Origin of the sequence: Hyphobacterium marinum (assembly GCF_036330325.1) — a bacterium.
Lineage (GTDB): Bacteria > Pseudomonadota > Alphaproteobacteria > Caulobacterales > Maricaulaceae > Hyphobacterium > Hyphobacterium marinum.
Genome location: NZ_JAZDRO010000003.1, coordinates 209745 through 233407 on the forward strand (window position 1 = coordinate 209745; position 23663 = coordinate 233407).

Annotated in this window: 17 protein-coding genes; 9 read left to right on the forward strand and 8 right to left on the reverse strand. The window is 63.3% G+C overall.

The features are described 5' to 3' along the window. Nucleotides 1–504: 504 nt before the first annotated feature. The 7 genes from V0U35_RS08705 (at nt 505) to V0U35_RS08735 (ending at nt 9418) form a co-directional block, all read left to right on the forward strand. Nucleotides 505–1569: a pentapeptide repeat-containing protein gene (locus V0U35_RS08705; RefSeq protein ID WP_330196499.1), complete on the forward strand. Its 1065-nt coding sequence runs from the start codon at nt 505–507 to the stop codon at nt 1567–1569. Between the two features lie 186 nt (nt 1570–1755). Then, on the forward strand, nt 1756–3240 hold the full coding sequence (locus tag V0U35_RS08710) for an efflux RND transporter periplasmic adaptor subunit (protein WP_330196308.1): 1485 nt from the start codon (nt 1756–1758) through the stop codon (nt 3238–3240). Nucleotides 3241–3242: 2 nt separating this feature from the next. Further along, nucleotides 3243–3926 (forward strand): ABC transporter ATP-binding protein, encoded by a 684-nt coding sequence (locus V0U35_RS08715; protein ID WP_330196309.1) that lies wholly within the window; start codon nt 3243–3245, stop codon nt 3924–3926. Then, nucleotides 3923–5155, forward strand: a complete 1233-nt coding sequence (locus tag V0U35_RS08720; RefSeq protein WP_330196310.1) for an ABC transporter permease — start codon at nt 3923–3925, stop codon at nt 5153–5155. Before V0U35_RS08715 ends, V0U35_RS08720 begins: the two co-directional genes overlap by 4 nt. 123 nt (nt 5156–5278) lie before the next feature. Continuing rightward, entirely contained in the window at nt 5279–6127 is an 849-nt protein-coding gene (locus V0U35_RS08725; protein WP_330196311.1) for a sulfotransferase family protein, read from the forward strand. Nucleotides 6128–6131: 4 nt separating this feature from the next. Continuing rightward, complete coding sequence (locus V0U35_RS08730) at nt 6132–7559, forward strand: sulfotransferase family protein (protein WP_330196312.1); 1428 nt, start codon at nt 6132–6134, stop codon at nt 7557–7559. Nucleotides 7560–7591: 32 nt separating this feature from the next. Beyond that, the gene (locus V0U35_RS08735) at nt 7592–9418 is read left to right on the forward strand and encodes an ABC transporter ATP-binding protein (protein WP_330196313.1); all 1827 of its coding nucleotides are present in this window, start codon (nt 7592–7594) and stop codon (nt 9416–9418) included. A 96-nt stretch (nt 9419–9514) separates the two neighbouring features. Here the strand turns inward: V0U35_RS08735 and V0U35_RS08740 are convergent, their stop codons facing one another. The 4 genes from V0U35_RS08740 to V0U35_RS08755 all read right to left on the reverse strand — a co-directional run bounded on the left by V0U35_RS08740 (nt 9515) and on the right by V0U35_RS08755 (nt 12837). After that, the gene (locus tag V0U35_RS08740) at nt 9515–9823 is read right to left on the reverse strand and encodes a hypothetical protein (protein WP_330196314.1); all 309 of its coding nucleotides are present in this window, start codon (nt 9821–9823) and stop codon (nt 9515–9517) included. Between the two features lie 87 nt (nt 9824–9910). Further along, a complete protein-coding gene (locus tag V0U35_RS08745; protein ID WP_330196315.1) occupies nt 9911–11050 on the reverse strand; it encodes an SO2930 family diheme c-type cytochrome in 1140 nt (379 codons plus the stop codon). Between the two features lie 4 nt (nt 11051–11054). Beyond that, nucleotides 11055–12290, reverse strand: coding sequence for a parallel beta-helix domain-containing protein (locus V0U35_RS08750; RefSeq protein ID WP_330196316.1), 1236 nt, complete (start codon nt 12288–12290; stop codon nt 11055–11057). Between the two features lie 91 nt (nt 12291–12381). Then, a complete protein-coding gene (locus V0U35_RS08755) occupies nt 12382–12837 on the reverse strand; it encodes a baeRF12 domain-containing protein (RefSeq protein WP_330196317.1) in 456 nt (151 codons plus the stop codon). A gap of 169 nt (nt 12838–13006) precedes the next feature. On the opposite strand from V0U35_RS08755, the gene V0U35_RS08760 reads away from it, so the two are divergent. Beyond that, nucleotides 13007–13927, forward strand: coding sequence for a bile acid:sodium symporter family protein (locus V0U35_RS08760; protein ID WP_330196318.1), 921 nt, complete (start codon nt 13007–13009; stop codon nt 13925–13927). Here V0U35_RS08760 and V0U35_RS08765 read toward each other — a convergent pair. Beyond that, complete coding sequence (locus tag V0U35_RS08765) at nt 13924–16089, reverse strand: S8 family peptidase (protein ID WP_330196319.1); 2166 nt, start codon at nt 16087–16089, stop codon at nt 13924–13926. The genes V0U35_RS08760 and V0U35_RS08765 overlap by 4 nt on opposite strands. 187 nt (nt 16090–16276) lie before the next feature. Here V0U35_RS08765 and V0U35_RS08770 point away from each other — a divergent pair, with 187 nt between their 5' ends. Continuing rightward, entirely contained in the window at nt 16277–18037 is a 1761-nt protein-coding gene (locus V0U35_RS08770; protein WP_330196320.1) for an N-acyl-D-amino-acid deacylase family protein, read from the forward strand. 549 nt (nt 18038–18586) lie between these two features. Here the strand turns inward: V0U35_RS08770 and V0U35_RS08775 are convergent. The 3 genes from V0U35_RS08775 to V0U35_RS08785 all read right to left on the reverse strand — a co-directional run bounded on the left by V0U35_RS08775 (nt 18587) and on the right by V0U35_RS08785 (nt 23662). Then, the gene (locus tag V0U35_RS08775; protein WP_330196321.1) at nt 18587–20272 is read right to left on the reverse strand and encodes an alkaline phosphatase D family protein; all 1686 of its coding nucleotides are present in this window, start codon (nt 20270–20272) and stop codon (nt 18587–18589) included. Between the two features lie 139 nt (nt 20273–20411). Further along, complete coding sequence (locus tag V0U35_RS08780; protein WP_330196322.1) at nt 20412–22709, reverse strand: penicillin acylase family protein; 2298 nt, start codon at nt 22707–22709, stop codon at nt 20412–20414. A gap of 203 nt (nt 22710–22912) precedes the next feature. Then, a complete protein-coding gene (locus tag V0U35_RS08785; protein ID WP_330196323.1) occupies nt 22913–23662 on the reverse strand; it encodes an SDR family NAD(P)-dependent oxidoreductase in 750 nt (249 codons plus the stop codon). Between the last annotated feature and the right edge of the window lies 1 nt (nt 23663).

Sequence of the window (23663 nt, forward strand, 5' to 3'; positions counted from 1 at the left end):
GTAGCGCCGGCACGGGTGTCACAACCAACAGAACGCTTCGGGGTTTAACTAGCCGGCTCCCATTTACGTTGACCTGCGAACCGCATACCGCAGGAGTCCGGCCGATAAGCATCGTTTTTTATTCGTTCGCATGTTGTGCGTCTGTCGTATCGCCCCTCGTCATCTGGCTCCGATATCCGTTCACTCGACCCGCAATCCAACTGACGCAACGCCAGCGCAATCGTAGCCCGTTTCCTAATATCCCAACCCGTGCGCTCGAGGCCCTACACTGCCTCGAAGTACATATTACTTATTATCGATCATATAGTTATACCGAAAATACTGTCATCGCCTTGCCGTTCCCCTGCTCCGGCCTAGTTCTTCAAGTAAATCTGGCCGACCTCGTCAAATCCGTATACTGTTGGTGTTAGAGGCAATCGGAGTCACGCACCCGTCTTGGCCGGGTGATCGATCTGGACTGAGAGAATGCCCCAATCGTCTGCGTCCCTGACTTATATGGCCCAAATGGTCACGGACCATGAAAACTACGTACAGCGCCGCCGCGGCGGACGAAAGCTGATTGCAAAATTTGCGGATTGGTCTGGCTGTACATTCCAACGGCGCCAGCTTGATGAAGCGGATTTTTCGGGATCCAACCTGACGGGAAGCCGGTTCGCCCTTACGGCATTCAAATTCGCCAATTACTATTGCACGGATCTGACCAATGCCGATCTCCGGGGGGCAAACCTTTATCGGGCGGACATGCGCGGAACCATATTGCGCGGGGCTGACCTGTACGGGGCCAATCTGGATGAAGCCGATTTCCGCGATGCCCTGCTGATCAAGTCCGACAAGGAAGGCAAGTTCACAGCCTGGAACACGGGCAGTCAGACCGGACCTACCGCGCGCAAAGTAGACTTCCGGGATTGCTCAATGAAGCGTGCCAAGCTGAGCGGTGCCCGGCTACAGGGAGCCGATTTTAGCGGCGCGGACCTCACGGGATCCCATCTAGACGGGGCCGTCCTGGAAGGTGCTGTTTTCGAGAATACCATTCTTGTTGATATCGACATGAAGCGCGTTCGCATTGCGCCTGAATCGCTGAAAAGTTGCGTCATGGACCCGACACCAGATGCGCGCGAACGCGCGGCCAAGATACGGTCATTGATCGAACATGCCGAAACCTGGGCCGCGATGAATGGCAAATCCGGCCGTCTGCTTGAACTTGAAGACGAGGATATCCGTCCCATTGCTGATGCTTTCAGTGACCGCCAGATCCCCATGTCGAAATTCACCCGTGTGTGCGCAATCGGCGGCGACTTTTCTCAATCGCTCAATTCCTGTTCGCAATTCATCGACTGTGACCTGCGCGGGGCCTCTTTTGAACATGCCGACATCCGCGGGACGGTGTTCAAGAATTGTCTATTGAACGGTGCAAACTTCCGTGGTGCCGAAATTGGTGCTGTCAGGGTCGGTGCCAATGCCGTCAGGCGGACGGGGTTTGAGTCCTGCAAGGTCGTAAATGTCACTTTTTCACCGGGGATTGAATCCAAACTCGGCGTGTCCGTAGAGCCGGATTCCCTGATTGATTGACGCGGCAACGATCTGGCTCGCACCTCGGTGAGCTATCCCGCCCCGCACAGTTGACGCGACCCTTCTGCCGTCCAGTCGGCATCCATCCCCCTGCAACTGTGGTTCGCGCGACGGATAGTGTTATCAGTTACGTATATTGATTCAGGGACGTTGCCGGTGACCCGGCCTCAATCAGACTGGTAGCTTATGATCACGAAAATGCTGACCGGAGCCGGCGCGCTCCTCCTCGCCCTGATCGCCGGTCTCTGGTTCTTTTTCGGACGGGATGACACCCCGACGGGCGAATTCACCATCCAGACCGCAGAAGCCGAAACCACCGACATCCGCCGCTCGGTTTCGGCCTCGGGATCGGTGCGCGCCAGGGTGACCGTCGAGGTCGGCTCCCAGCTTTCCGGCCAGCTCGCCGAAATCATGGTCGACTACAATTCGCCGGTCGAAGCCGGACAGGTAATCGCCCGCATTGATCCGCAGACATTCGAGACCCGGGTCCGCGAAAGCGAAGCCGCCGTGGCGACCGCCGAAGCGCAGGTCGAGCTGCAACGCGCCTCCCTGCAACGGGTCGACGCCAACCTCGCTGTTGCGCAGGAAGAATTCGCGCGGATCGAGTCGCTGCACGCGCGCGGCATCGCCAGCGATGCGGCGTTCCAGACCGCGACTGCGCAGCTGGAGTCGGCCCGATCGGAACGCGCCGTCGCGCTCGCGCAAATCACCAATGCCCGCGCCGCGCTGCAACAACGCGAAGCGACGCTGGAAGGCGCACGTATCGATCTCGAACGCACCGTCATCCGCGCACCGATCGACGGCGTCGTCATCGACCGCGTTGTCGACGTCGGCCAGACCGTCGCGGCCAGCATGTCAGCCCCCACCCTCTTCACCATTGCGCAGGACCTGTCCGTGGTGCAGATCGACGCCCAGGTCGACGAGTCCGATATCGGTCAGATCACACAGGGCCAACCGGCAAGTTTCTCTGTCGATGCCTTTCCGGGGCGCACCTATGAGGGCCGGGTCGAGCAGGTCCGCCTTGCGGCGACCAACACCGCGAACGTCGTGACCTATACGGTCGTGATCACGGCGGACAATCCGGGCGGCCGCCTCCTGCCCGGCATGACGGCCAATCTCGACATCATCACTGGTGAGCGCGAGGGCGTTCTCTCTGTGCCCAATGGAGCCCTGCGATTCCGCCCGTCCGGCCCGCTGGAAGACCGTGTCATCGCGGCAGCAGAACCCGCTGGCGCGCCTCAAGGTCAGCGTGGCGGCAGACGCGGAGGCCCGGGCGGCGGTGGTCCCGGCGGCATGATGGCGCGCATGGCCGAGGAACTCGAAATGACCGAGGACCAGCAGCGCGACGCCCAGGAAGCCATGCGCCAGGTCTTCTCGCAAATGCGCGCGCAAGCTGAAAGCGGCACGCCGCCGGATCGGTCGGCCATGGGTGCGCGGATCGCTGAAGCATTGTCGGGTGTGCTGACGCCCGAACAGATGGCCCGCTACCGCCAGATGCAGGCCGCGGCATCCGAAAGCCAGTCCGCAACGATCTATGTCCAGAACGCGGACGGCATGTTCGAGGAACGCAATATCCGCATCGGCGTCGCCGACAACCAGCGCACCGAAGTCCTCGGCGGCCAGCTGGAAGCCGGCGAAGCCGTCGTCACCCGTGCGCGGCCCGTCGAATAGGCATGGCTGCGCCCCTCATCGAATGCCGCAACCTGACGCGCACCTACCAGATGGGTGATACGCAGGTTCATGCCCTGCGCGGTGTGTCGGCCACCATCGAGGAAGGCGACTATGTCGCCATCATGGGCGCGTCGGGTTCGGGCAAGTCGACCTTCATGAACATGCTCGGCGCGCTCGACCGGCCCGACAGCGGCGAGCTCTCCATCGCAGGCCAACCCCTGCAGGGCCTGAAAGCGGACGAACTCGCCGACTTCCGCAACCGCAAGGTCGGTTTCGTGTTTCAGCAATTCAACCTTCTTTCCAGAACCACCGCGATCGAGAATGCCGCCCTACCCTTGCTTTATGCCGGCCTGCCGTGGAGCGTCCGGCGCGAGAGGGCCATCGCACGCCTGAAACAGGTCGGGCTGGGCGAGCGTATGGACCACCACCCGGCCCAGCTCTCGGGCGGCCAGCAGCAACGCGTCGCCATCGCCCGCGCGCTCGTCAACGACCCGGCCATCCTGCTCGCCGATGAACCGACCGGCGCGCTGGACTCCAAAACGTCCGAGGAAATCCTCGAAATCTTCGACGGGCTGAACCGGGAAGGCATGACCATCATCCTCGTCACGCACGAGGCCGAGATCGCCGCCCATGCCCGCCGCCAGATCGTCTTCCGGGACGGACAGATCGTGAAGGACCGGCGATGAATTTGCTCGCATCCGTCCGCGTCGCCCTGACTGCGCTTCGCATCAACGCCCTGCGCACGGTACTGGCCATGCTCGGCGTCATTATCGGCGTCGGCTCGGTCATCGTCATGGTGTCGATCTCCGAAGGCGCGAAACAGGCCGTTGAGGAACGTATTTCCAGCTTCGGCGCGAACCTGCTCATCATCCGGCCCGGATCGAATTCCCGCGGCGGCCGGCGCGGCGGGGCGGGCACGGCGACATTCCTGTCGGACGCCGATGTCGAAGCGATCCGGACCGAAGTTGACGGCATTGCCGCTGCCTCGGGGGAGATGTCGGGAAGTGCCGCGATCGTCAGCGACGGTGAAAACTGGACAACGCGTATCCAGGCCGTGAACGAGGACTATTTCGAGACCCGCGACTGGTTCACCGTCGAAGGCCGGGTCTTCAACCGCGACGAGGTCGAGGACGGTGCCCGGGTCGTTGTCATTGGCCAAACCGTTGCCGACGAGATTTTTGGCGGCAACGACCCTCTGGGCCAGACAATTCGTGTGGGAACGACGCCCATGCTGGTGATCGGTGTGCTGGAGGAAAAGGGCCAGTCCAACTGGGGCTCCGACCAGGACGATGTCGCCTTCGTGCCGATCACGACCGGTCGCGACCGGATATTCGGCTATGAATTCGGTGTCCGCGACCCTGTCTTCGGTATCTATGCCGAAGTCGAAGGCGGCGCGAACGTCGCCCGGGTCCGCTCCGACATCGAGTACATGATGCGCATCCGCCGCAACATTCAGCCCGGCGCGGAAGACGACTTCAACGTCCGCGACCTCGCCGAATTCATCCGTGCGCAAAACGAGACCGAGGACCAGCTGGGCCTTCTCCTTGCCGCAACGGCGGCCATTTCGTTGCTGGTCGGAGGGATCGGCATCATGAACATCATGCTGGTCTCGGTGACCGAGCGGACCCGCGAGATCGGCCTGCGCCTCGCGGTCGGGGCGAAGCGCCGCGACATCCGCAACCAGTTCCTCATCGAAAGCGTGGTGCTCTGTGTCACCGGCGGCCTCATTGGCCTCGGGATCGGCGTGATCGGCACATTCATCGTCGGTTCGATGGGCGATTTCCCGGTGGCCATCCAGCCGGTTGTTGCCGCGCTCGCGATTGGCTCCTCGGCCTTTGTCGGGGTCTTCTTTGGCTTCTACCCGGCCTTCCGCGCGTCCCGGCTCGACCCGATCGAGGCGCTGCGCTTCGAATAGTCGCCCCCCGGCAAACGCGTCGCGTTTGCGGGGAATTCGCTTGCAATATCACGCAAAACAGGCTCCAAAACGAGCGATCGCGGGGGACACCTTTCGCTTTGGGGGCGGAAGGACAGACGGGCGATGGACATGCACGACGAAACGCGCCTGAAGGGCGTGATGATATGCGGTGCGGGCCATTCCGGCTCGACACTGCTGGGCATGATTTTGAACGGCCTTCCCGGCGCGTTCTACGTCGGTGAAGGCGGCAAGATTCGCTATCTGCACGACGAGAAGAAGCCGCTGCGCAAGCGTGTCTGCAAGATCTGCGGTGAAGCTTGCGAAGTCTGGTCGCGCTTCCATTGGGACCGCTCGCGCGCGCTCTACCCCCAGATCGCCGTCCACACCGGCGCATCGGTCATCGTCGATTCCACCAAGGACCCGGCCTGGATTACCGAGCGCGCAGGCGAGCTGAGCGATGCCGGCGGTCAGCCCTATCTGATCTTCCTGACCCGCGACGGGCGCGCCGTCATCAATTCGCGCCTGAGGAAATATCCCGACCGCGATCCGGCCGGTCAAATCGAGGACTGGATGAGCCAGATCTCGCGCAGCGAAGCCCTGTTCGAGGGTTTCGACGGCCCCAAACTGCGCCTGCGCTATGAAGAGCTTGCGACCGAACCCCAAGCCACCGCCCGCGCCCTCTGCGCCTTCCTCGGCCTGCCCTTTGACGCGGCCATGCTGCGCTTTCACGAGACACCGCAACATCCGCTTGGCGGGAACAGCGGAACGCAGTATGTCGCCGCGCGCGGCCAGCTGAAGGACCCCGAAGACGCCTTCGTCACGCTGACCGACCGTACGCGCGGCTATTATGAGAAACACCCGGACGCGATCCGGCTCGACCTGCGCTGGAAGCGCGAATTGTCAGACGCGCACGCCGCCCTCTTCGAGACGGTTGCCGGCGACTTCAACCAGCCTCTGAAGTGGGGGGAATAGGCAAATGGCCAAGATCGATCTCGTTTTCCGGCAAATCGACGAACGCACCCGCTCTGTCGCGCTGGAACTGGCCAAGCGCCATATTCGCCCGGACGCAATCCACATCATCGACGATGTCCGTCCCTTCACCGAGTGCGTGAACCAGATGCTGCGCATCCCGCACGACTGCGACTATGTCGTCTATCTCGATGCCGACTGCCTCATCCTCGAGGACATGCGCACGATGATCGAGACCTTCGATGCGGCCTATATCGACAGCTATGTCAGCGACCGCTTCCGCGGACGCCTGCACTGTGGCGTGCACATCACCCGCATCGACCTGGTGCGCAAGATGGCGTCCATCGAACCGCCGCTTGATGACATGAAATACGTGCTGCGCCCGGAATCGCGCCTGCGCAATCTGGCGATGAAGCCGCTGCGGATGAGCAAGCAGTTCCGCAATTTCGACATCCTGCACGACCACTTCCAGTTCTACCGCCACGTCTTCATGAAATACGCGCTGCGCGAGCTGCGCAGCCGCAACCGCGTCCAGCGACGCCGCCTCGACATGGCAATGAAGCGCTGGCCGGAATCGGCCAATGGCGTTGATGACTTCATGGTCGCCCGCCACGCCATCGACTACACGCGCCGCCTCGTCTCCAAGACCGCGACGCCGGCCGAAGTCCACGCCTTCATCGAGGCCCTGCCCGAGCACGCGAAGGCTGAACTGGACCGGCTCGGTATCGAGGAAAAGGGCGAGTTCACCATGGCAGAGCTCGAGGCCTGGCTGGAGAAAAACGAACATCGCCAGCAATACGGCGCGTCCGACGACAAGCCGAAAGTCTTTGGCCTCGGCTTGTCGCGCACCGGCACGCGCTCGCTGACCGGCGCTTTGCAGATTCTCGGCTGGGACACCTCGCACTACCCAATTGACGAGGACACCTATACCGAGCTCGCCAACGGACAATACGACCTGACGCTCCTGAAGGACTATGACGGGCTGACCGACATCACGACGGTCCCCTATTACCAGCAGTTCGACCAGGCCTATCCGGGCAGCAAGTTCATCCTGACCGTACGCGACAAGGAGAGCTGGCTACGTTCCTGCCAGAACCACTGGTTCAACCGGCCGGCCTTCAAGCAGACCGATGACCCGGATGAGGAAACCCATCTCCTCGTCCGCCAGCTCCTGCGCGCGGCCGTCTATGGCTGCTACAATTTCGTGCCGGAACGTTTCTCCTGGGTCTATGACCGCCATGTCCGCGAGGTCATGGAGTATTTCAAGGACCGTCCCGAAGACCTCCTGATCATCGATATCTGCAATGGCGAGGGCTTTGAGAAGCTGGCCCCCTTCCTCGGCCGCCCGCTCCCCGCACAGCCCTTCCCGCACAAGGGCAATGTCCTCACGCAGCGCGTATCGGAAGCCCGCGCGACGGCAGCGGTCGCGGAGTAACGGCGGGCTAGAAAGCGGCTATAAGGGCCGTCATGGCCAAGACCGAGCACCCCTTCGCTGACATCCCGGTTCCGGGCCTGAAGGAAGGGCTCGGTCATGGCGCACGCGCCATGGCGCTCGTCTGGCGCACCGCGCCGAAACTGACGCTCGCCATCGGCACGGCGACGATCCTGCTGGCCGTTGCACCGGCTCTGGCGGCCTATATCGCCAAGCTGATCATCGATGCCATCCTCGCCGCGATTGAGAGTGGGACACAAGCCGACCGCGTTGAGGCGCTTATCTGGACCGGCGTCGAGGCGATGGTGCTTGGTGGCATGCTGGCGCTGCGCCGCCTGCTGACCTTTCTCAAACGCATTCTCCACGCCCAGCTGGGCTATGCCGTCAGCCGGCTCATCTTTGACAAGACGCTGCGCCTTGATCTGCAGACCATCGAACTTGCCGACGTCCAGCAGCAGATCATTCTGGCGCGTCAGCATGCGGCGGCGCGGCCCTATGGCCTGGTGACGCGGATATTCGAGGCCGGGCAATACGCCCTCACCATTGTCACCTTCGCCGCCGTGTTGTGGACATTCTCGCCGCTGGCGGTACTGATTGTCCTGCTTGGCGGCCTGCCCCTGTTTGCCAGCGAACTGCGCTTTTCCGCTGATGCCTTCCGCTTCTACACCGGCCGCACACCGGAAATGCGTCGCCGCAATTATCTCGAAACGCTGATGACCAGCGAAACCGCCGCGGTCGAGCGCATTCACGCCGGGAGCAATGAGGCGATCTCCTCCCGTCATGCCGGCCTGTTCGACTGGCTCTTCGGCGAGGACCGCAAGCTGCAGTCGCGCCGTACGGCCATCGGCATGGCGCTTATCGTGGTCAGCTCAGCCATCTTCATGGGCGGCAAGGTCTGGGTCGTCTGGGCAACCGTCACCGGGTCCATCACGCTGGGTCTGATGACGATGTATGCCGCCCTCCTCAAACAGGGCCAGAACACCATGACCTCGCTGCTTGCCACCATTGGCGGCGGCTATGAGGACCTCCTCTACATGTCGAACCTCTACGCCCTTCTGGCGCTCACCGAAGGCACGTCGCGCGGAACCGCGACCGAAGGCCCTCAGCCCGGCGATGGATACCGGCTGGAGAGTATTGCCCTCACCTATCCGAATACAAAACGCCCGGCCCTCGATGGCGTCTCGCTCCATATCCCGCCCGGCACCAAGCTGGGGATTGTCGGGGCCAATGGCTCGGGCAAGACCACGCTGGTCAAGCTGCTGATGGGGCTCTACGTGCCGGATTCGGGCCGGGTCCTGCTCGACGGGCTGGACGTGCGCGATTGGGACCCGGTGGCCCTCCATGCCCGGACCGCCGCGCTGTTCCAGCCTTTCCAGCGCTACAATCTCACCGTCGGTGAAAACATCGCCATGGGCGAAGGCCTGCGCGTCACAGACAGCGGCAAACTGCTCGAAGCCGCCCGCAAGGGCCTCGCCCTGCCGATCATCGAAGACCTGCCCGAAGGACTCGACACCAAGCTGTCGCGGCAATTCCTCGACGGGCGCGAGCTCTCCGGCGGTCAGTGGCAGCGCCTCGCCCTGTCACGTGCCATGCTGCGCGAGGGGGCCGACACGCTTATCCTCGACGAGCCAACCGCCGCGCTCGACCCCGAAGCCGAGGCCGCGATCCTCGAAGCCACCGGCGAAACGCAGCGCACCGTCATCCTGATCAGCCACCGCCTCTCGAACCTGAAACACGCCGACCACATCATCCTGCTCGACAAGGGCCGGATCGTGGAACAGGGCACGCACGACGCCCTCCTTGCCGCCGATGGCCGCTACCGCGCCATGTTCGACAAGCAGGCGGAATTTTACAGGGAGTAGGTAGCTGAAACCCCGGCCGCGTCAGCGAGCCGGGACCTCAGAAATTGATGAAGGCCCCGGTTCGGCTTCGCCGCCCGGGGTTTCAGAGAGTGCGCCCTACTCCCTGGGCACCAGCGTGAAGGTCACGGTTTCGCCGGCCGCATTCTCGCCGGTCCAGCTTGAACCGGTTTCGAGCCCGTCCATCATCAGCGGCTGGCAGTTGTGCTCGCCCGTCGAGCGCGTGGTGCACAATTCGCCGTCGACAATCTCCCACGTGCCGTGGATCCCGACACTGGTCGAATAACGCCCGTCCTCCTCGAAGAAGACGACATAGGTCACCGAGTCCGAACTGACCTGAAGGCCATGGTCGAACAAGGGCTGCATGCCACTGGCCTGAAGCAGGAGCGCGGCAAGTATTGAAAGCATGATGGTTTTCCCCGGTCTGGCGAAACCCCCTTCGGGTTTCGTGTCCGGGACGAATCTAGCATGGCGATGAAAGGGCGATAAGACCCGTCAGGCGTCACAGTCGCCGTCGAGCGTTTCGATCCACTCGCGGATGAGGGCGACGCTCTCTTCGTGGACGATGGAGCGCCCCAGTTCCGGCATCATCACGTCGGGCCGCAAGGATTCCAGCCGGAAGATCAGGATGGACTGGTCGGGATCTCCCGGCACGATGTCATAGCGATGTCCGCCCGACCCCGGCCCGGCGGCGATGGGCGTCTTGCACAGGCCGAAATTCGGTCCCCATTCCGTCCCCGGATCGAGATAGAGGCCTGACGTATCGGCCGGTCCTGCCGGGTTGTGGCAATGCGCGCAATTGATATCGAGCCAGGCCCGCGCCCGGTCGCCAATCGGCAGCGACGTATCCGTCCAGTCCGCAGCACGCGGCGCGTCGCCTGCCGCCGGCGCACCGGTCAGGTATCCCACAGCGATCAGGTGTTCGAGCTGGTTACCGGTCCCTTCGGCATAGTCGAATTCACGATTGAGGTGACGCGCCGCCGGCCCGATGGGCTGGATCTGCCGCGTCGTGTTGTTGGTCGCGTGACAGCCCGCGCACTGGTTCACGTTGGGGACCAGGTAATTGACCGTATTGATACCGCCCGCTGCACTCGCGACCTCGAACGTCTGCGCATCGCCCGTCCGCATCAGGCGCGCCTCGGTCTGTTCCGCATTCCAGACATAGGGCAAGGCGGTCCAGCCTTCTTCGCGACGCACCAGGATGCGGGTTTCGACGAGGTGGACGCGCGACAGATCCAGTACTTCCGGTTCGGCCCAGACGTTCGTGGCCTCGTCACCGCGCATCAGGCCGCCATCCGGCCCGTTGGCATAGAAGAAGGTCTTGGTGATCACCGTGCCGACCGGAAAGTCGAAAACGCCGTCTTCGGAATAGTGGGCGCTCGCGCCTTCGGGCATCCAGACCGTGCGGAACTTCCCGGCATGATCGGAAAAAAGCGGCGTGACGAGATCGTAGGGCTCGACGCCTTCGCCCGCGATCAGCTGTCCGTCCCGGGCCGCCAGCATGCCCCAGTCGCTCAAGGTCGGCGGATTGCCATCTGCAATGAAGGTCGGCTCGGGCCCGGGCGAGGACGCGCCTTCACAACCCGCAAGCGCGAGGGCTGCGGTCAGGCCATAAAGAACGCGTGGAATACCCATGGCCTTAGCCAGGCAGGCTGATCGCCGGCAGGCGATCGAGCGTGCAGGCCGTATCCTCGACAATGTGCGGATTGTCGTTCCCGTTCGGGAAGTCGACGTTGAGCATCTGGGCGTCGCCGTTATCGATGCAGATGCGCAGATCGGCTGGAAGTGCGCCGTCTTCCATCTTGGCCGGATCGACATAGCCGTCCCACAAGACGTCCGGGATATTGCCGGTGATCCCGAACATCGCAATGCGCAGGGCCTGAAGCTCGAGATGGTCGGGATTGCCCCCGCCCTCGCCGAACGTATTGCCGTGGATATAGATCGCTTCCGGGTACGGGTCGAAATTCTCCTGTGTCCCGAGATCGGAAAACCCGGTCGAATGGACAGAGGAGATGATGATGTTTGCCGTGCGGTGATCGGAAATCTCGTTGTCGAAAATCTCGACCTGGTCGTTGGAGTTGATGACGACACCCGACCCGGCCGGAACGCTGGCGACCGGTGTTCCGGGGTGACCGAAATTGCCGGTATTGTTTCCGAAGACTCGGTTGTTGTAGACGCGCGTCTGATAGCCCGGCTGGGGCAGGTTCGGCATGTTAAACACCAGGATGCCGCCGGTATTGTTGGTCGCGACATTGTCGTAAACGTCCGCACCAACGGTGTTTTCCACCTCGATCCCGGCGACGTTGAATTCCGCCCGGCTGTTACGGATGATCACATTACGCGACTGGCCGACATAGATACCGGCGTCCGACGCCCCGATCGCAACCGCCCCGTCGATCAGCACATTCGTGGTTTGCACCGGATAGATGCCGTAGGCCCCGTTTTCAGTGTCCGGGCCATTGGTCCACTCGGTCCGCACGCGGCGGATGACGATGTTGTCGCCTTCATTGACCTTCAGCGCGTCGCCGCGCGTGTCCTCGATGGCGAGGTCCTCGATGGTGAAATCGCTGGCGGTCACTAGCAGGCCTTCCGCCCCGGACGTCTGGCCGGAGAAAGACAGGACCGTCTCATCCATGCCCGCGCCGCGGATGGTCACGCCATCGACGGTCAGGGACAGCGAGCGGTCGAAGACGAATACGCCGGCCGGAATCTCGATGACCTCGCCGGGCTGCGCATCAATCAGCTGCTCCATCAGCGTCGCGGCATAATCGCGGTCCGCATCGGAAACATCACGCCTCTCATTACCCCCGCCACAGGCGGTCAGCAGAAAGGCAGCAGCGGTCAGCGCGGCAATGCGTCCGGTCAGTCGTGTCATGTCGGCCCTCTCCCCGTGTCAGAGGTGAACATTGAACAGCGTTCACCCTTTCCGGGGAGACTAGGCCGCACCGCCCGGCCCTGTCGAGATGTCAGGCGCTTTCCAGCGCCTTGTGCACGCGCTTCTCCAGCGCATCGACCGGCTCATTGACGACATCGATGTCGAACTCCCCGATCAGCCGCTCCTTCAGGGCGTCATGGTATTCGGGCCGGATCACGCCGAGCGTGCGGCTGGCCGCAAAGATTATCAACCGGCCATAGTCATCCTTCAGGGCATGCGCGTTGAGGAATTCGACCGTGTCCCTGGCGAACTCCGCTTCCTCGTACTGATGGGCATCGCCTTCATCCATGGCGCTGCGGTGGCCGGTCCCGTCAAACATCCGCCCGGGCTTGTCGGAGACGATCTCGCGGGTCGGGGGAACGTCCTGTTTCTCGATCTCGACAGGTTTGAGAACCGGGTAGTCCGCGTCACCCTCATTGCGATAGATCAGAGCCTTCGCGCCATCCATGGCGACAACCCAGAGGGTCTTTTGCGGTCCGTGTGTCATCCGGTGTGTCTCCTGATCAAAAAAAATACTGTGACAGGGAAACGCATCAACGCCCGCGTCGTTCACTGGCCCTTGCATCCCGTCCCGGTCCAGTCCCCAATACCCACACATGACCGGTTGGGAGACTTCGTTCGATGAATTTTGACCCGCGCCCGGCCGGAGTCCGCCCATGACCGATCCCGCCGCGCTCGACGCCTCACTGGTTTCCATCAATTCCGAAACCCAGATCGCGCTTTCTGTCGTGCTGGCGATGATGATGTTCGCGGTCGCGCTGAGCCTGAAGCCGTCCGACTTTGCCTTCCTGAAAACCAGACCCGTCATGTTTGCGGGCGGTGCACTGACCCAGATCCTCGGCCTCCCGCTACTGTCGCTCGGGCTCGCGGCCCTCATCGCACCGACGCCATCGGTCGCGCTCGGCATGATCGTTGTTGCCTGTTGTCCCGGCGGAAACATCTCGAACATCTTCGTCATGGCGGCACGCGGCAACACCGCCTACTCAGTATCGCTAACGGCCCTGTCGAGCGCGCTGGCCTTTCTGGTCACGCCCGTGTCGATCCTGTTCTGGGCCAGCCTTTATCCGCCGACCGCGGCCCTGATCGGACGCATTGAACTGGAGGCCGGCCCTTTCATCATCCAGGTCGCGCTGTTGATGGCTGTTCCACTCGCCATCGGCATGACCGTGTCCGGCGTCTGGCCGCGGTTTGCCGCCCGGATCCAGCCGCTCTTTTATACCGCGTCGCTGGTGGCGATATTCGTACTGGTCGTCCTGGGTCTTTACGGCAACTGGGCGCTGCTGATCGGGACGGGGCTGATCGTCCTGCCGGTGGCCATCGCCCATAACGCAGCGGCCTTCGGCCTCGGTGCCGTATCAGGACGCGTGCTGCGCCTCGACATACCCTCGCGCCGGGCGCTGACATTCGAGATCGGCATCCAGAATTCCGGGCTAGGCCTCGTCATCCTGCTCAGCCAGTTCCAGGGCCTTGGTGGAGCGGCCGCCGTCACCGCGATCTGGGCCGTCTGGCACCTGATTGCCGGGTCGACACTGGCCAGCGCGTTCCGGCTGATCGACCGGCGCGGCGATCGGGCCTAATCGGCCCGGATCGCCACGCTGGTCGCCCCGCGCAGGCCCCCGCCCGTATCCCTGAATTCTACCGAAAGGCGATTGCGCGCCGGATCAAAGTCAATGGCGTCCGGCGTCTGCACGAAGATCGAGTAGGTCCCGACCGTGTTGGTGGCCAGAGACCGCGTGGCGGTTGCTGCACGCGGTGCCGAACAGGCTCCCGTGGCCGGGTCGGTTGGGCAGATATCGATGCTCGCACCCAGATCGCGCCCGCCGTCGGTGACCGAGACCGTGATGTCATCCGCCGTGCCGATATTGACGGCCGACACGGCAAAAGCTGTCGCGCCGCCAACGGTTGACCGCACGATACCGTCACCGCTCAACGTCGCCGAAACGGCGGCCAGATCGGGGACGGCCTGATTGTCAGCGGACAGGATGAAGCGGTTTACGCCGCGAATGCCCGGCGCGCCAAAACCGCCGTCACAGCGGAAATTCAGGGTCATTTCCATGCTGTCATATTCCGCAGACGGGGTCATCGCGAACACGAAGCTGGCCGATCCGCCGGCCGGAATATCCACGGGGGCATTTTCCACCCCCATGACGGCATTGGTCGCCGGATCGGTCCGGGTGAAACTGAACACGCCTTCGAAATGAGCCGGTGGCGTAATCCGGCACTGCGTGGCCGGATACTCCGACGCATTGACCAGCGTGGCAAAGGCCGTGGCCGTACCACCCGGCCCGATCGACCGCATCTGGGGCAGGACCGCAGCACCAAGCCGGGGCCCATAGCGGAAGACAGTGTCCAGCGACGTCGCCGCGTCGGCAATATTGATGCGGGGCCGGATAACATTGAAGGGCACACCGTCCTGGTCCAGCCGGACATCAATGACTTGCCGGCCCGTGGTTTGAAGGACATCCAGCCGCTGCTCGATTGTCGCCCGCGGATGGGCTTGCGCCAGGAGTGTGAACGCGCCTGCGACCATCGGCGCAGCCGCTGAAGTCCCCGCTCCGGTGAAATAGCCACTCTCGGCATAGAATTCCGGCGCAGGCAGGGTCAGGTCGACACCCGGTGCCATCAGCTCCACCGCTGCCGAATTGTTGGAAAAGCTGGCTACCCGGTCAAAATCGTCCGTCGCGCCGACATCGATGGTCGACGGCAGGCAAGGCGGGAAATGCTGCAGCGATTCCCCGTCATTGCCGTTCGCCGCCGTCACGGCGACCCCGGCATCACGCAAAAGCCGCACGATGACTTCCATCGGATGGTCCCCGCATTCGCCGCTGGCGGCATCGGCACGATAAAAGCCAACGCTCATATTAATCGCGGCGAGGTCAAGCCGGTCGCGCTCGTCATAAAGCCATTCCAGCGCCAGCATCAGATCGGAAATCGTCCCGGATCGGCAGCGGATTCCGTCAGCGCAGACATCACCGGTATAGCCCGCCTTGGTCTGCACCACGACCAGGTCGGCCCCACGCGCCACGCCGTCACCATTGACCGGACCGCCCTGCCCGAGCGCAGCCCCGGCGACCAGCGTCCCGTGCTCGCACTGCCGGAAACCCTCACACAGGCGTGCATCGCCCGCGTTCTCCGACCCCGTATCGCGGGTCGTTCCGTTTGCGCACAGGCTGTAGAAACTGTCTTCATATCCGGCAATCGGCGCGCCGAAACAGGCTGAATCCCGGATCCGCCCGGCAAAGGCCGGATGCGATTGGTCAACGCCGGAATCGAGGATGGCAATGGACCGTCCGTGCCCCTCAATGCCGTTGCTCCACATCGCCGGGGCCTGGGTAATCGGCACCCCCGACGCCAATGTCTCATCCGCCAGCAATTCCGGATGCACGGACCGGACACGCGGATCCGCGCGCAGCCGGACAGCCTCCGCGTCGGATGCCATGACCAGCACGGCCGGGACGTAGCGGAAGCGTTGCACCACGGTGATCCCCGGGCCGGCGACGTCCTCGAGCCGGTCGAAGAGTGCGTCCTGTCGCGTATCGGCAGCCAACGCGTCAGGCTGCAGCGCGACCAGCAGGACTTGCCGGCCATCCGGGGCGCGCAGCGGGCCCCCTTCCTCCGTTCCGGCCAGCCCGGTTCGCGGTATTGGGCTGGCAGTACGGTCTGCGGGGTCAGCAGCGACCCCGGTGGCCGGCAAACACAGGGCTGCCGCCAGAAGGATAGGCAAGCTTATCGGCTTCATGGATGCGGTCCCTCGTTCGATTCCACATTTAATAAAGCACTATATTAATTCGATTGCCTTTCCGCCTCATGAGAAAAAATTCAACTTTGGTCGTCAGCTGCGGTGGCAGATCGACACGGCATCTGGACATTGCCCCGCCCCCCGATAGGCTCCCCCCAAAAGGATTGGCGAAGGGATTTCCGGCATCATGGCGTACGATATCAAGATCACCGGCGGCACGGTTTTCGATGGCAATGGCGGGGACGGCATCCGCGCCGATATCGGCATTCGTGACGGCCGGATTGTCGCCCTGGGCGATTGCCCCGAAGACGCCAGCCGTACTCTCGATGCCTCGGGCTGTATCGTCACGCCGGGCTTTATCGATCTGCATTCCCACTATGACGGACAGGCGACCTGGGACGACCGCATGGAGCCGTCCGTCTGTCACGGCGTCACCACCACCGTGATGGGCAATTGCGGCGTCGGCTTCGCGCCCGTCAAATCCACCGACCACGAGCGCCTGATCAAGCTGATGGAAGGCGTCGAAGACATTCCCGGCACGGCACTCGCCGAAGGTCTCAAATGGAACTGGGAGAGCTTCCCAGACTATATGGATGCGCTCGACGCGCAGAACCGGACCATCGACGTCGCCGTCCATATCGGCCACGACCCGCTGCGCGTTTACGTGATGGGTGACCGTGCCATTGCCGAGGAAGACGCGACCGAGGACGACATCGCGACAATGCGCGACCTCGTCCGCGCCGCCGTCGAAGCCGGTGCCATCGGCTTCTCGACCGGGCGCAGCGATGTTCACAAGACCGCCGACGGCGATTTCACACCATCATCCGAGGCCACGGCGCGGGAGCTGACCGGCATCGCCTCGGCCTTTGAAGGCCTCGATCATGGTGTCGTGCAGGCCGTCTCCGACTTCGACCTCGAACGTGAGGGAGACCGGTTCGAGGCCGAGTGGAAAGTGCTGGAGCAATACGCCAAGGCGGCCGGGGGGCGTCCATTCTCGGTCTCGCTGATGCAGCGCGACTTCGCGCCCGACCAGTGGCTGCGCATCCTTGAGAAAACCGAGGCCATACGCAGCGAAGGCGTCGACATGCGCGTGCAGACTGCCCCGCGCGGCATCGGCGTGTTCCTCGGCCTGCAATGCACCTTCCACTTCTTCATGGGTTATCCCAGCTACAAGGAAATCGCTCACCTCCCGTTTGAGGAGCGGGTGGCCATCATGAAGACGCCCGAGTTCAAGGCGAAAATCCTCTCTGAAAAGACCGACAAGCTCTCCGGGCCCGGCTCGTCCGTGCCGCCGCTCGCCGATCTGCTGATGGAGCATATCGATTTCGTCGCGACCAAGCTCTTCCGTCTCGGCGACAATCCCGATTACGAACAGCCGCCGGAAAACTCACTCGCTGCACAGGCCGAGGCCGAGGGTATGCCGCTGATGGAAAAGCTCTACGACACCGTGCTGATGCGCGACGGCAAGGAGCTGATCTACTTCCCGATCTACAACTACACCGAAGGCAGCTACGACAATGTCTTCAAGATGATGACGCACCCGGCGGCCTTGCAGGGGCTCGGCGATGGCGGGGCGCATGTCGGCACGATCTGCGACGCCTCGCTTCCCACCTATCTGATGAGCTACTGGACGCGCGACCGGAAGCGCGGCGAACGCATCGCCCTGCCCCGCGCGGTACAGATGCTGACCGCCGACATTGCCGACTTTCTTTCACTCACGGACCGGGGCCGTATCGCGGTGGGGCAGAAGGCCGATCTCAACATCATCGACCATGATCGCCTGAACGTCCTCCCGCCCTACATGGTTTCGGACCTGCCCGCTGGCGGTCGGCGCCTCCTGCAGAAGGCGAAGGGCTATCGCGCCACGCTGGTTTCCGGCGTGCCCGTTGTCGAAAATGATGAAGTCACCGATGCCCGTCCCGGCCGGCTGGTGCGGGCTGGGCAGTAAGTTTCGTCCTGGAATGTAGCACTCCTCATCATGAGGTGCCCGCTTCAGCGGGCCTCGAAGGATGGGAGGGCAGGCACAACGTGTTTCGAGGCTTTCCTGACGGAAAGCACCTCAGCATGAGGAAGGGTTGTGCGCTCCAGAAAGCGTCATACCAAGGCCCCGCCGGCAGGGGTCCCTGGCATCCATGGACCATGAGGGACTGACGCGCTGTGGTGACGCACTCTAGGGTTTTCCCGGCGGACGCCGGGATCCAGAGCTCAAGAAACTGGGCCCCGACTTTCGTCGGGGAAACGCAGACGGTGGGAGCTTCCCCCTCCGGCCCTGCGGGCCACCTTCCCCCTCAAGGGGAAGGAGAAATTGCCGTTAACACAGGTTCGGTCCTTGGGCTTGACCCAAGGACACGGAGATAGTCTCGCGGCCAAACATTATTCCCTCTCCCCTTTTAGAAGGGGAGAAGGTCAGGTTGAGGGGTTGGTTCAAGTCGAGCACAATCCGGCACGTCCCCCCTCACCTCAATCCTCTCCCCCAGGGGGGAGAGGAAGATTCGTGTCAAACCGCTTCGATCTCCATCCCGCCGTCACCCCGCGAGACTCGCCAGCGGCTCTCGGTTGCAGGCGTATAGCCGCGCTTCTTGATGGTCGAGACCTCGACGAATTCGGTCTCGATGGCTTCCGGAGCCAGGGTCAACACCATGAAGCCTTTCGCATAGGGCTCGTGGTGGAGGATTTCGTCATTGTTCGCCTCGGTGATGCGGCCGAAATGGACGCCGGGCGCGGGCACCGCCTCGAAAGGTGACGGGCTGGTGATGGAGGTCGTGCCGAACTCGAAGCCGAGCCGGTCGCCGGTATCGTCGCGCAAATCACAGGTCCAGAAATTGTGTGTGTCGCCGGCAATCGCGACGAACTGGCCACAGGCGTCGCGCAACGCCGCGTAGAGACGCTCACGCTCGGCCGGATAACCATCCCAGCTGTCAAAGCTGAACGGGCTTTCGAACCGGGAGCGTTGAACATAGTCCCACGCCAAATCGTCGCGGCGGCGAACCAGCCATTTCAACCAACCCGGCAGAACCTCGACATAATTCGGCATCGTCACGCGCCCCAACAGGACCTGCCCGCCCAGGATCTGCCAGGGCTTGCCGTCTTCACGCGAGGCGGCAAACAGATCTGCGATCTCGGCAATCTGCGCAGCACCCAGCATTTCCCGCGATGGGTCGCCAACCACCTCGTCCAGCCATTGCGAGACCAGTGCGCGGTTTTCCGGTGTGTCTTCGGAATCGGCCGGGATCGGGAAGCTGTCGAAGGTCAGCTGTTCAGTGCGGGCCGTATGGCGGCTTTCGGTAAGCGCGATGGTCGCGAGATTACCGATCTCGATGCGCCGCGCCGTGCCGATCATGTCCTCCGGTTCCCGGGTCGGGTTCCAGTCGTGGAAGGCGCGCAGCGCGCCGGCGCGGCGGTCGGAATACGCGCCCTCGCCATTGTCCGGATTATGGTTCTCCGCCCCGCCCGCCCAGGCATCATTGGCGACCTCGTGATCGTCCCACATGATGAACCAGGGCTTGGCACCATGTGCGGCCTGCAGGTCCGGATCGGACTTGTAGAGGGCATGCCGCGCCGCATAGTCGGCTTGCGTCAGGCATTCATGAGCCGGGACCGGAACGCGGTCCATGTCCTCGGCGTCGTCGGTGGCATAGCCGCCCATCCCGTATTCGTAGATGTAATCACCCAGATGCAGGACGAGATCGATTTCGTCTCGCGCAGCCAGCTCGGCGTAGGCGTTGAAATATCCCGCCGGATAATTCGAGCACGAACACACCGCGACACGGTATTGGCCGGTATCTCCTTCGGGCAGGGTCCTCGTCCGCCCGACCGGCGAATGCTCGCCATTGAACCGGAACCGGTAGAAATACGTCGTGCCGGGTTCGAGACCTGTCGCCAGAATCTTCACGGTCGTGACCGGGTTCATGCGGATATAGGTGATCGTCTCGAACTGCTCGAAGACGATGTCGGTAAAGCCCTCGTCCCGGGCGACTTCCACGCCGCGTTCGCCGCCGCCATCCTCGGTGATCGCTGTCCAGAGCACCACGCTCGTCGCGTCCGGTTCGCCCGACGCGACCCCATGACGGAACGGTCCGCTCGGCTCCGGTGGCGCGGGCCGGGAGGTGCCACACCCGGCCGCCGTCAGGGAGATTGCTGTCGCGCCGAGAAGCGCCTGGCGCCGGTTCAGACGAATGGTCATGGCGGTGTCTCCCTTGCTGTCCCTTGCTGTCCCTTGCCAAAGATCACCCGCATAAAGCGGGTGATGACGCAATTTTTTCAGCGCCAGCCCTCAAATTTCTGCGTCATTCCCCGACGTGTTCGGGGAATCTCAGTGAACACTACCCCGCCGGCCGTAGCACCAGCGTCCGCGACCCTTCTGGCGGGCTCTCCGGTGTCCAGTCGGTGCGCAGTTCGAAACTCTCGCCCGCCGCCCACATCGGCGCTAGGTCGCGGTAGTGCGGGGACAGCGGATGACCCGACTGTCCCGGCGCATGCATGTAGCGCGAGGCATCAAGGTCCGAGAGGTCATAGACGACGCGCAGCGACGGTCCGTGGAAGACGTCGAAATTGTCCGCGCCAATCGAATAGACGGCGACATTGGGCGTCGACCCGTCCCCGCCGACCGGCTGGCGTACGGTGAAGAGCCCGTCGAGGAAGGGCACACCGGTAAAGGCCGGGTGATCAAAGACGGCCTGGTGAACGTCGCCCCAGTTCCAGGCATCCAGATCAGCGCCATAGCGCTCGACGCCAATCGCCATGGCCGCGTCCAGCGCAGCTCCAACCGCGTCGGCACAGGTTTCCGCAGCAGCGGTTGTGATGTCGTCACACCAGTGTGTCTGGCCACCGACAAGGACATTGTCGATGAAGCCGCGCCGGTTGCCGAGGAAGCGGCGGAAATTCTCACCCAGCTCGTCGGCGTAAATCTCGCGCGCCAGTTCGCGGTACCAGAGCGCATAGAGCAGCGGCTCGGAGCGCTCCATACCCATCTCGCCGTCCCAGACGGCCAGGTGGACGCGGGCGTCCTCACCGGCGGCGGTGCGCGGCAGGCTGGCCTCAATGACCGGGATGAGACGTTGGGCCTGCGCCGAGGTCACGTCCATCTGCCCGGCATGGAAGCTTGCCATGTCGTGCTGGTCGACCGCGTTCAGCATTTCGTCGATCCGCACTGCGCGGAAGATCGAATACTCGCCCGGCGTCGGATACGGATAATTGTCCGGCGCGATGCGGTTATTGCCCGAGGCGATACGGCCCGAGAGCGGGTTCTCGACACGCGGCAAATCCTCGTAAGGGATAAAACCTGACCAACTGCCGTCTTCGGCCCGCAGCGGGACGAGGCCCGGCGTCGTATAGCCGATCGTACCGTCGATATGGGCGTAGTGCATGTTCTGCATCGGCGCGGTATAGCCTCGGCCCGCCTCGACGAATTCGGCCCAGTTGCGCGACTTCATGATGCGGTAGGAGACATCCGCAACGTCGTTGGACCGGTCCAGCGCCGTGCTCATCAGGATGACGTCACTTTCCCCGAACCCATTGAGATTAAACCAGTCCGGATCGAGAATCGGACCAGATTCGGTTTCCTGGACGGTGATTTCGACATCGTCGCCACCCGAAACATGGATAACTTCGCTCCGCTCGGTGGTCGCCATGGAGCCGGGCGGCACGGGACGCAAATCGATCACGTCAAACCCGGTATTGGTGAACCCCCAGGCCGAGACGTCATTCCGGCCGAGGACCACCAGCGGTGCCCCCGCCACCGTCGAACCGACGACATGGCCGTCAGGCAGCGCGAGGTGCGCGTAATACCAGATGCCCGGTGCCGAGAGTCCCAGATGCGGGTCGTTCGCCAGCAGTGGCTCGCCGGTCGCCGTGTGTTCCCCGGACAGGACCCACGCATTCGAGCCGCCATTCACATCGTCCTGAACATCGGTCTCCGGTGCCGGGACATCGCCGTCCGGCGCGGGAAAGTCCTCCGCTTGCAGCATGGTCGGGGCCCAGTCCGGATAACCGGGCAGGAATTCCGCGATCTGATCGGCGGTAAAAAGTGTTTCAAGGAGCCGCCGGTTCATTTCCTCGTATTCACCGGCGGCGAGCGAATCCGCCATGTAGACGACGACGGCGGCAGAATCGCGCGGCTGCCAAGGCTCCGGCGAGAAACGCAGAATGGCGTATTCCGGCGACGGGGTGCCGCGCTCAAGGCGGGCATTCACCCCGGCGGTATAGGCCTCGACTGCGGCGCGGGCCTCGGGGCTCAGATTCTCGACCGCCGCGTCAGCGACAAGGTGATAGCCACGAATACGGTTGCGGGCGTCGACCCGGATGGTGCGCTCGCCCAGCACTTCGGACAGCCGCCCGTGCACATAGCGGCGCATCATGTCCATCTGGAAGAAGCGGTCCTGCGCGTGGGCGTAGCCGAGCGCAAAGAAGATATCGGCTTCGGTCTCGCCGAAAATGTGCGGCACGCCATACTGGTCGCGCACGATGGAGACATCGGACGAAATTCCGGCGAGCTCGACCGTGCCGGACACTTGCGGCCTCGTATCGTAGAAGCGCCAGGTCATCCAGCCGCTGACCGCGATCACCAGCACAACTGCCAGGCCAAGCAGTCCCGCAACGCCTCCGACAATCCAGCGCATCATCCCCGTCTCTCCCCCACCGGTGTGAACATTGTTCACCCGCGACCTTATCAGGCCATGCGGGGATGGGGAGTCCCGGATTACGTTGGTTTGAAAACTCGACTGAAATCCCGGACGGCGAAGCCGATCCGGGACCTCGCTGCAACTGTCCAAGGCCCCGGTTACGGCCTGCGGCCGGCCCGGGGGTTCAACACTTTTGGGAAACCCTATCGCACATAGCTCGCGCCATTGATGTCGATGACGCTGCCTGTCGCCGAAGGGCAATCGCCAGAGAGCAGAAACGCCGTCATCGCAGCAATCTCCTCGGGCTGGGCGACCTTGCCGAGCGGGATGTCCGCAACTGCAGCGGCCCGTGCCTCGACACGGCTCGGGGCCATGTCGGTCTCGATCCAGCCCGGCGTCAGCGTATAGATCAGTATGTTTTCACCTGAATGCGCGCGCGCCAGCGTCTTGGCCACCGCGACCAGTCCGGACTTCACCGCCGCATAGCCGCAATGGTCCGGCCCGTCGCCGCGATAGGCCGCGCGCGAAGCGATATTGACGATGGCTCCACCGCCCCGGCGCTGGAATGCCGTCACGGCGGCACGCATCAGGTCGCAGGGCGCGCGCAGATTGACCGCGATCTGCTCGGCCCAGCCCGCCTCCCACTGCCGGTCATCATTGAGCGGCGTCGCGCGGTAGATGCCGGCATTGTTGACCAGCGCGTCGAGCGGGCCGAACTCGGCATCGGCCTTGGTCCACAGTTTTACACCGGCTCCCGCCTCGCCCAGATCCTGGCCGATCAGGCCGAGCGCGGCCTCACCGATCTCACCGGCCAGCGCCTCGGCGGAACCCCGGTTGGCGTTGTAGTGGATGACGACCTGCCCGCCGGCCTCGGCGCAGGCCCTGGCGATAGCCCGCCCCGCCCCGCGCGACGCGCCAGTGACGAGAATGCGTTTGCCTGAAAGTCCGCCCATC